General features: G+C 71.2%; 9 protein-coding genes. 3 read left to right on the top strand and 6 right to left on the bottom strand.

The annotated features are described in order from the left end of the window. From VGR37_19305 to VGR37_19285, 5 genes are all read right to left on the bottom strand, one after another. Nucleotides 1–504: potassium channel family protein (locus VGR37_19305; GenBank protein ID HEV2149557.1), on the bottom strand; the 504-nt coding region annotated here is incomplete at its 3' end. Beyond that, on the bottom strand, nucleotides 501–1,409 hold the full coding sequence (locus tag VGR37_19300) for a dihydrodipicolinate synthase family protein (GenBank protein HEV2149556.1): 909 nt from the start codon (nucleotides 1,407–1,409) through the stop codon (nucleotides 501–503). The genes VGR37_19305 and VGR37_19300, both read right to left, overlap by 4 nt. A gap of 15 nt (nucleotides 1,410–1,424) precedes the next feature. Further along, nucleotides 1,425–2,276: a HAMP domain-containing sensor histidine kinase gene (locus VGR37_19295; GenBank protein HEV2149555.1), complete on the bottom strand. Its 852-nt coding sequence runs from the start codon at nucleotides 2,274–2,276 to the stop codon at nucleotides 1,425–1,427. Nucleotides 2,277–2,324: 48 nt separating this feature from the next. Then, the gene (locus VGR37_19290) at nucleotides 2,325–2,687 is read right to left on the bottom strand and encodes a hypothetical protein (GenBank protein HEV2149554.1); all 363 of its coding nucleotides are present in this window, start codon (nucleotides 2,685–2,687) and stop codon (nucleotides 2,325–2,327) included. A gap of 103 nt (nucleotides 2,688–2,790) precedes the next feature. Beyond that, nucleotides 2,791–3,915 carry a site-2 protease family protein gene (locus VGR37_19285; protein ID HEV2149553.1) on the bottom strand — a complete coding sequence of 375 codons (1,125 nt, stop codon included), beginning with the start codon at nucleotides 3,913–3,915 and terminating at the stop codon, nucleotides 2,791–2,793. A 194-nt stretch (nucleotides 3,916–4,109) separates the two neighbouring features. Between VGR37_19285 and rho the strand changes: the two genes are divergently transcribed. Continuing rightward, on the top strand, nucleotides 4,110–5,363 hold the full coding sequence (gene rho / locus VGR37_19280) for a transcription termination factor Rho (protein HEV2149552.1): 1,254 nt from the start codon (nucleotides 4,110–4,112) through the stop codon (nucleotides 5,361–5,363). Nucleotides 5,364–5,560: 197 nt separating this feature from the next. Here rho and VGR37_19275 read toward each other — a convergent pair whose 3' ends face one another. Further along, a complete protein-coding gene (locus tag VGR37_19275; GenBank protein ID HEV2149551.1) occupies nucleotides 5,561–6,115 on the bottom strand; it encodes a phosphoribosyltransferase family protein in 555 nt (184 codons plus the stop codon). A gap of 204 nt (nucleotides 6,116–6,319) precedes the next feature. Between VGR37_19275 and VGR37_19270 the strand changes: the two genes are divergently transcribed. Both VGR37_19270 and VGR37_19265 read left to right on the top strand, forming a co-directional pair. Then, nucleotides 6,320–6,760 carry a hypothetical protein gene (locus VGR37_19270; GenBank protein HEV2149550.1) on the top strand — a complete coding sequence of 147 codons (441 nt, stop codon included), beginning with the start codon at nucleotides 6,320–6,322 and terminating at the stop codon, nucleotides 6,758–6,760. A gap of 134 nt (nucleotides 6,761–6,894) precedes the next feature. Then, entirely contained in the window at nucleotides 6,895–7,701 is an 807-nt protein-coding gene (locus tag VGR37_19265; GenBank protein ID HEV2149549.1) for a CbiX/SirB N-terminal domain-containing protein, read from the top strand. Nucleotides 7,702–7,733: the final 32 nt, after the last annotated feature.

Raw genomic sequence — 7,733 nt, 5'->3', positions numbered from 1 at the left:
GGAGTAGGCCGTGTAGATCGAGGTGAAGTAGCTGACGACGAGGGTGATCAGCGCGAAGCCGGACCCACCCTCCAGCATTGCGATCAGGCGCAGCCCCGTCTGGACGGGGACGATGTCGCCGTACCCCACCGTGAAGAAGGTGACCCCGCTGTAATAGATCGCGTCTCCCACGGAGCCCACCTCGGGGATCGCCCTCCCCCCGTGGAAGCTGCCGGGGAGCCATGGAAGGTAGAGGAGGGCGAAGCCCACGATCAGCAGCCCCGCCCAGAGCACCACGGTCCCCGGGACGAGGAGTGGGCCTACCTTGCCCAGCAGGTACCGACGGCGCCGGGACTCCATACCCCGGGTGAGCCCGACCGCGACGTCCCAGACGCCGTGCGCGAGACGGCCGCTGATGAGACCCGCCCCGCCCCAGTGGTGCAGGACGGTGGTGAAGACGTCGTACAGGACCAGCGCAAGGATGCCGATCCCAAGCAGCGAGTATAGGGCCGTGGCCCCGCTCACCCCACCCGCTCCGCCCCGGCGAGCCCCGCCGCGCGGAGAGCTTCCCGCACCTGCTCGGCGTCGCGCGGGCGGAGCGGCTTCAGGGGCGGCCGCGGGGCGCCGCCGTGCAGCCCCAGGAGGTCCAGCGCCGCCTTGACCCCCGGGACGCCCAGCGCGCCCACCACGCGGCGGTGCAGCGGCACCAGGCGCTCCTGCAGGCGCCCGGCGCGGGCCACGTCGCCCTCCACGTAGGCACGGTACGCCCCGGCGCAGGTAGCGGGATCGAGGAGCGACACCGCCAGGATCCCGCCCCGGGCCCCCACCTCCAGCGCGCCGTACAGCGCGTCGCCGCTCCCCACCAGCACCGCGCAGCTCCGGTCGCAGGCGTCCGCGAGGGCGGCGAGCGTCTTCAGGTCGCCGGAGGAATCCTTGATCGCGACGACGTTGGGGTGGTGCGACAGCTCCCCCACCAGCCCGGCGGGGAGCTCCACCGTGCTGAAGCGCGGGGGGACCGCGTACAGCACCACCGGCACGGGCGAGGCGTCGGCCACCGCGAGGAAGTGGTCGCGCAGCGCCTCCGGCGTCATCTGCGGGCGGTAGTAGGCCGGCGGATGCACCATCACCGCGTCGGCCCCCGCCGCCGCGGCGGAGCGCGCCATGCGCACTGCGGCGCGGGTGGACTCGGCACCCGCGCCGGCCAGGAGGAAGCGTCCGCCGTCCACCAGCTCGCGCACCGAGCCGAGGGCGCGCTCGCGCTCGTCCTCGTCCAGGAGCACGCCCTCGCCGGTGGAGCCGAAGAGCACCACCCCCGCCAGCTCCGTCCGCGTCCAGGCGCGCACGTTCGCGCGGAGCGCCACCGCGTCCACCTCGCCCGTCACCGGGTCGAACGGCGTCGTGGCCGGCGCGAAAACCCCCCGAAGCTCCATGCTTTCCCCTCCTCTTCAGCCCCGTACCGCGACGGGGGCGCCCTCGTACAGTGGGAGGAGCAGCGTGAACGTCGTCCCCGCCCCGGGCTCCGACTGCACTTCCATGCGCCCGCCGTGCCCCTCCACGATCTCCTTGCAGATGGAGAGCCCCAGCCCCATCCCCTTCCCCTTGGTGGACACGAAGGGCTGGAAGATCCCCTCCAGCCGCTCCGGCGGGATCCCGGGCCCGTTGTCCGCCACCCGGATGGCGGCCATCCCGCCCACCCGGTCCACCCCCAGCATCAGGAGGGAGCCCTCCCGCCCGCTCATGGCCTCGCACGCGTTGCGGATCAGGTTGTCGAGCGCCTGCCGCAGGTAGTAGGCGTCGCCCAGGACGACGGCCTCCGAGACGGCGGAGGCGTCCACCCGGATCCCGCGCTCCTCGCCCTCGCGCTCCTCCTGCCGGGCCAGGTGCCGCAGCATGTCGTGCAGCGCCAGCGGCTCGCGGGCGAGCGCCCGGCGCGCCCCGGAGGCGTACACCGAGAGCTCGTTGAGCATCGCCACCAGGCGCTGCGACTCGCCGATGATGGCCTCGCAGACCTCCTGCCGCGCAACCGGGTCCGCGATGATCCCCTCGTCCAGGAGGAGGTCGGAGTGCAGGACGATGGTCTGGAGGGGGTTCTTGATCTGGTGCAGGATCCGCGCGGTGGCGGTGCCCATGGCCGCGAGCTTCTCCTCCTCGACCCGCCGCCGGTAGCTCCGCCGCAGGAGGGTGATGACCACGCCGCTCGCGAAGAGGACGACGCTGACCACCACCACCACGTTGACGAAGAACAGGAGCTGGATGTTGGGGAGCTCGGTCTGCTGCTGCGCGAGGGCGAAGAGCATGGGAGGGGGCGGTTCCGCTTCCGCGGGCGCCGCGGGGTAAGGGTTCTTCTAGTCCTCGTCCGGCGCGGTGTCGCCCGTGGCGCGGGTGATGGACAGCACGACCGTCTCCCCCTGCTCCGGACCTCCGGGGACCACGGTCTCGATGGTGACGCGCCGCACCACCTGGCGCGGGTCCTGGACGGCGATCTCCACGTCGATCCCCAGCTCCGGCGCGTGCACGCGGGTGCGGACCCGGCTCCCCGGATCCTGGAGCGGGGTCTCCGGATTGCGGAAGAGGGTCTTGGTGGACTGGCGCCCCGTCTCCAGGTCGCGCGTCACCTTGATCTGGCGGAACCAGTCGGGCTGGTACCCGATGCGGTACGTATTCCCGCGCTGGTCCTCGCCCCTCCCCTCACGATTGTGACGTGCCATCCCGAACTCCGCGTACGACGGTCCCCTGAGTGCTGCTGAGCCCCGGCAATCTCTCGCACCCGCCGGGGGTTGTCAACTTCGGCGGAAACGGCGCGTCCGCCCGTCAGAGCGGGAACGGGACCGGGGCGAAGGTCAGCACGAGAATGGCGACGCACGCCCAGCCGGCCGCCCGGCGCGCCGGGGAGAGCGGGTACTCCGGGTCGAAGACCGGGGGGTGCGCCACCGACCCGCGCCCCAGCACCAGGATCAGCCCGGCCCAGATCCACCAGCCCATCCACCACCGCCCCAGGACCAGGAGCGCCGCCAGGAAGGCGAGCGCGGCGTACCGCTGCCATCTCCCGGCCAGGGCGTAGAGGATGTGGCCGCCGTCCAGCTGCGACAGCGGGAACAGGTTCAGCGCGGTGACGAAGAGCCCCAGCCACGCCGCCAGGGCGATGGGGTGGAGCACCACCACGTTTCCGCCGGGGGCGAACAGGGCGGCCAGCGCCTCGAAGGCCAGCGAGCCGCCCACGGGGATCCAGTCGTCCGGGCCCACCGGAACTAGGAAGTGGGTGCGGGTGTCGTACACCGTCGATTCCACCCTGCTCAGACCGAGCCCGACCGCCGCGAGCGGGAGGGAGAGCACGAAGCTGGCGAGGGGCCCGGCCGCCCCCACGTCCAGCAGGAGTGCACGGTTGATCATCGGGGAGCGGAGCCGGATGAAGGCCCCGAAGGTCCCGATCAGGTTCAGCGGGAGGGGCGCCGGGATGAAGAAGGGGGGCGAGACGTCGAGCCTCCACCGGCGCGCCGTGAGGTAGTGCCCCATCTCGTGCGCGAAGAGCACGGCGAGGAGCGGGACGGAAAACCAGAGTCCGGGAACGAGTTGTGCAGTGACGATCCCGGCTGGGACCGGGAACGGCAGCTCTCCCAGGGGAACCGCTCTCCAGAGCACGGCGTCGCCCCCGGCGAACAGCGCCCCCGAAAGGGTGGTGGTGAAGAGGGTGAGCAGGAAGAGGAGGGTATGGAGCACCCACCGCTCGCGCGTGGGCGGGGCGGTCCGGCGGAGCAGGGTGACCTCGGTCCCCAGCGGGGTCTCCCGGACGAAGCGGGCCCCGCTCCACTCTTCCAGGAGCGATCGGACCGGCGGCGCGTCCGCCGAAAGCTCCGGATGCAGGACCCCCTGAACGATCTCTTCGCGGCGGAGGACCACCACCCGGTAGGTGGCGAACACGTTCACCCAGTCAACCACGGAACTCTTGACCTCGCCTCGCGTGCGCTGTAGGTTGGTGCCATTGCCCCCGACCACCCCATCCGCCCGGTTCAGTGGCGCCACGCGCCCCCCGCCCGCAGGCGAGTCTCTCCCGGTTTCCCAACGACAAACACGGATCCGGCGGCGCGCGGCTGGCGCGTTCCGCCGTTTCTTAGAGCCATTCGGAGCAATTCGTGGACATCACGGCGCTTAAGTCCAAGACCATCGCTGAGCTGCACGAGATGGCGGAGGGTCTGAACATCTCCAATTACTCGGGGCTGCGCAAGCAGGACCTGATCTATCGGATCGAGCAGAACCTCCTCGACTCGGAAGTCGTCCTCCGCGGCGAAGGCGTGCTGGAAGTCCTCCCGGAAGGGTACGGCTTCCTCCGTTCCCAGGACTGGAACTACCTGTACGGTCCGGACGACATCTACGTCTCCCCCAGCCAGATCAAGCGGTTCGACCTGCGCACCGGCGACACGGTGCTGGGGCAGGTCCGCCCGCCCAAGGAGGGGGAGCGCTACCTGGCGCTCCTCAAGGTGGAGCGCGTCAACGGCGACGAGCCGGACAGGTCGAAGCACCGCATCGCCTTCGACAACCTCCGCCCGCGCTACCCCGACCAGCGGATCCGGCTGGAGAGCCGGACCGGCGACCTGTCCATGCGGGTCATGGACCTGGTGGCCCCGGTCGGCAAGGGGCAGCGCGGCCTGATCGTCGCGCCCCCCAAGGCGGGGAAGACGATCCTGATGCAGAAGATCGCCAACGCGATCACGGAGAACCACCCGGAGGTGCACCTCATCGTGCTGCTCATCGACGAGCGCCCGGAGGAGGTCACCGACATGCAGGAGAACGTCAAGGCCGAGGTGATCTCCTCGACCTTCGACGAGCCCGCCGACCGCCACACGCAGGTGGCGGAGATGGTGCTGGAGAAGGCCAAGCGCCTGGTGGAGCACGGCAAGGACGTGGTGATCCTCCTGGACTCCATCACCCGCCTGGCCCGCGCCTACAACGTGACGGTCCCCCACTCCGGGAAGATCCTTTCCGGCGGCGTGGACGCGCACGCGCTGCACAAGCCCAAGCGCTTCTTCGGCGCGGCCCGGAACATCGAGGAGGGCGGCTCGCTCACCATCATCGCCACGGCGCTGGTGGAGACGGGCTCGCGCATGGACGAGGTGATCTTCGAGGAGTTCAAGGGGACCGGCAACATGGAGCTGGTGCTCGACCGCCACATCGCGGACAAGCGGATCTTCCCGGCGATCGACATCAACCGCTCCGGCACGCGCAAGGAGGACCTCCTCCTCAGCGACACCGAGCTGGCGCGGATCTACCTGCTCCGCAACTTCCTGTCGGACATGCCGCCGGCCGAGGCCATCGAGTTCCTCCTCTCGCGCATGAAAAAGGTGAAGACCAACCAGGAGTTCCTGGACTCCATGGCGCGCGGCGGATAAGACCGAAGCGGGGAAGTGCGAAGTGCGGGACGGCGCCAGGCCGTCCCGCACTTTTGTTGGTGTTCGCCGTTCCCGCACCGGGAGAGTGAGGCCGCTCAAACGGAGTGCAGATCAAGGCGGGCGAGGACGGCGACCGAGGCGTACTTCATGTACGCCGCAGGGAGCCGCCCGCAGCCCAACGCAGAGCTGCGCCCGTTTCAGCGGCCGTCGGACAGGGCCAGGGCGTAGTCGGGGTGTACGACCAGCTCCCCCTCGTCCGAGACCACCTGCCGGTCCCAGGGGAAGACGATCAGCGACCCGGTCTCCAGGGCGTGGTAGTCCGGACGGTAGCCGCCGGGCTTCACGAAGCAGGTGGCGGTGCGTACGTCTTCCGGCCCCACGTCGCGGACGCGGTGGAGGGCCAGGCGCAGGGTGTCGCCGCTGGTGGTGATCTCGTCCACGAGCAGCACCCGCCGGCCGCGCACCTGCCGCGGCGCCTCCGACATCACCTCGGGGTAGGCACGCACGATCTCGCCCTGCTCCCGCCGGGAGATTTTCAGGCTGTAGAAGTCCACCTGCAGGATGCTGGCGATCACCGCTGCCGGGAGCACTCCCGCAGTGGCGATCCCCACCACCACCTCCGGGTCGTACTCGTGCGCCACGCGCAGGGCCAGCACACGGCAGAGCTCGCCGAACAGCTCCCACGACAGCTCGAACGCGGGCTGCGCTCCCACGGCGGACGGGCCTGCGGGGTCGAAGACAGGGTACGGCATGCGGACCTCCGGGCTCGGGGGACGGGGACGGGCCGCGCGCCTCAACAATCGTGCCCGATTCCCCGCAGGATCCGGGTTGGCGTGGCGCGCCGGTGTCGGGAGCTCCCCGACACCGGCGTAAGCGGTCGGCGGGGGACGTGGCGCCCGCCGATGCCGCCGCGTACCTTTCTCGCCCTCCGGCGACCCCTCATCCACCCCACGAGCATGGCGACACAGGACCTCCGCGACCGCGCGGACCGGCGCTTCGAGGAGGCGCTCGAGACGACGGGCGCCCGCGACCCGCGCGACTTCTACCGCAAGCGCCTGAAGGAGCTGCGCGAGCGCAGCCCGGAGGCGTTCCGCCGGGCGCTGGGCTACTTCGAGGAGCGCCTGACCCCGGCCGTCGCGGCGGAAGGCTCCGACCCGGTGGCGGAGTGGCTGGAGTACGGGCGCCTCCTGGCGACCCTATCCGCGGAGGGGAAGACGGTGCAGATCGACTCCACGGGGCGCGCTGCCGCCTACGCCCCTCCCGTCCCCCTCGACCACCTGGTCCTCCACCTCCCGGACTCGGCCTCGGAGCGCGCCCTGGTCGTGGGGCTCCCGCCGGAGCTTTCCCCCGCCCAGCGCGCGACCTTCGACCTGCTGGTGAGCGGGTCGCAGGGGTAGGACGGGCGGCGCACGCCGGCCCGGAAGCCGCGGGTCTGTAGGATTTTCTGCGCATCCCTTCCCTTGCCCCTCCCCCGCCGAGGCCGCATTCTTCCCCTCCGAACCAACCGCAGTCCAGGCAAGGAAAGGGAACGTTGCAGGCCCTGGTCATCGTGGGGCACGGCTCGCACCTGAACGCCGAATCCAGCGCCCCGGTCTACCGGCACGCGGAGGAGATCCGGCGCGCGGGCGCTTTCGACGAGGTGCGGGAGTGCTTCTGGAAGGAAGAGCCCTCCATGCGCGAGGTCTTCGACCTCCTGGAGTCGGACGAGGTGTACGTCGTCCCCCTCTTCATCTCGGAGGGATACTTCACCGAGGAGGTGATCCCGCGGGAGCTGGGGCTGGACGGCCCGGCGCCCTCGGTCACCCGCAGGGCGGGAAAGACCGTCCACTACTGCGGGCCCATCGGCACGCACCCCTGGATGACGCGGATGATCCTGCGGCGCGCGGAGGAGAGCGCGGGGCTCACGGACGAGGAGGCGCGCGGTGCGGGGCTGGTCATCATCGGCCACGGGACGGAGCGGAACTCCAACTCGGCGGAGGTCATCTACCGGGTGAGCCGGGAGGCGGACGAGGCGGCGGTCTTCGGGCACGTGCGCACCGGCTTCCTGGACCAGGCGCCGGAGGTGGGCGAGGTGGTGGAGGCGATGGAGGAGCGGCGGCTGGTGCTGGTTCCCTTCTTCGTGGCGGAGGGGTGGCACACCCAGGAGACCATCCCGGACGACCTGGGGATCAACCGGCCGGCCGTGTCGCCGGTCACCGAGCGGGACGGGCGGACGATCTTCTACGCGGCGCCGGTAGGGACCTTCCCGGAGGTGGCGGAGATCATCCTGCAGCGCGCCCGCGAGGCGGGAGCGCGGATCCCGGCGTCCGCGCCGGCGGGGGGAGGTGCCCGTGTCTGACGCGGCGGCGCGAGGGTCGCACGCCCCGGCGG

The organism is Longimicrobiaceae bacterium (genome assembly GCA_035936415.1).
In the GTDB taxonomy this organism is placed as follows: Bacteria; Gemmatimonadota; Gemmatimonadetes; order Longimicrobiales; family Longimicrobiaceae; genus JAFAYN01.
Note: the sequence above shows the minus strand (reverse complement) of the source record. Positions and strands in the feature narration are given on the sequence as shown.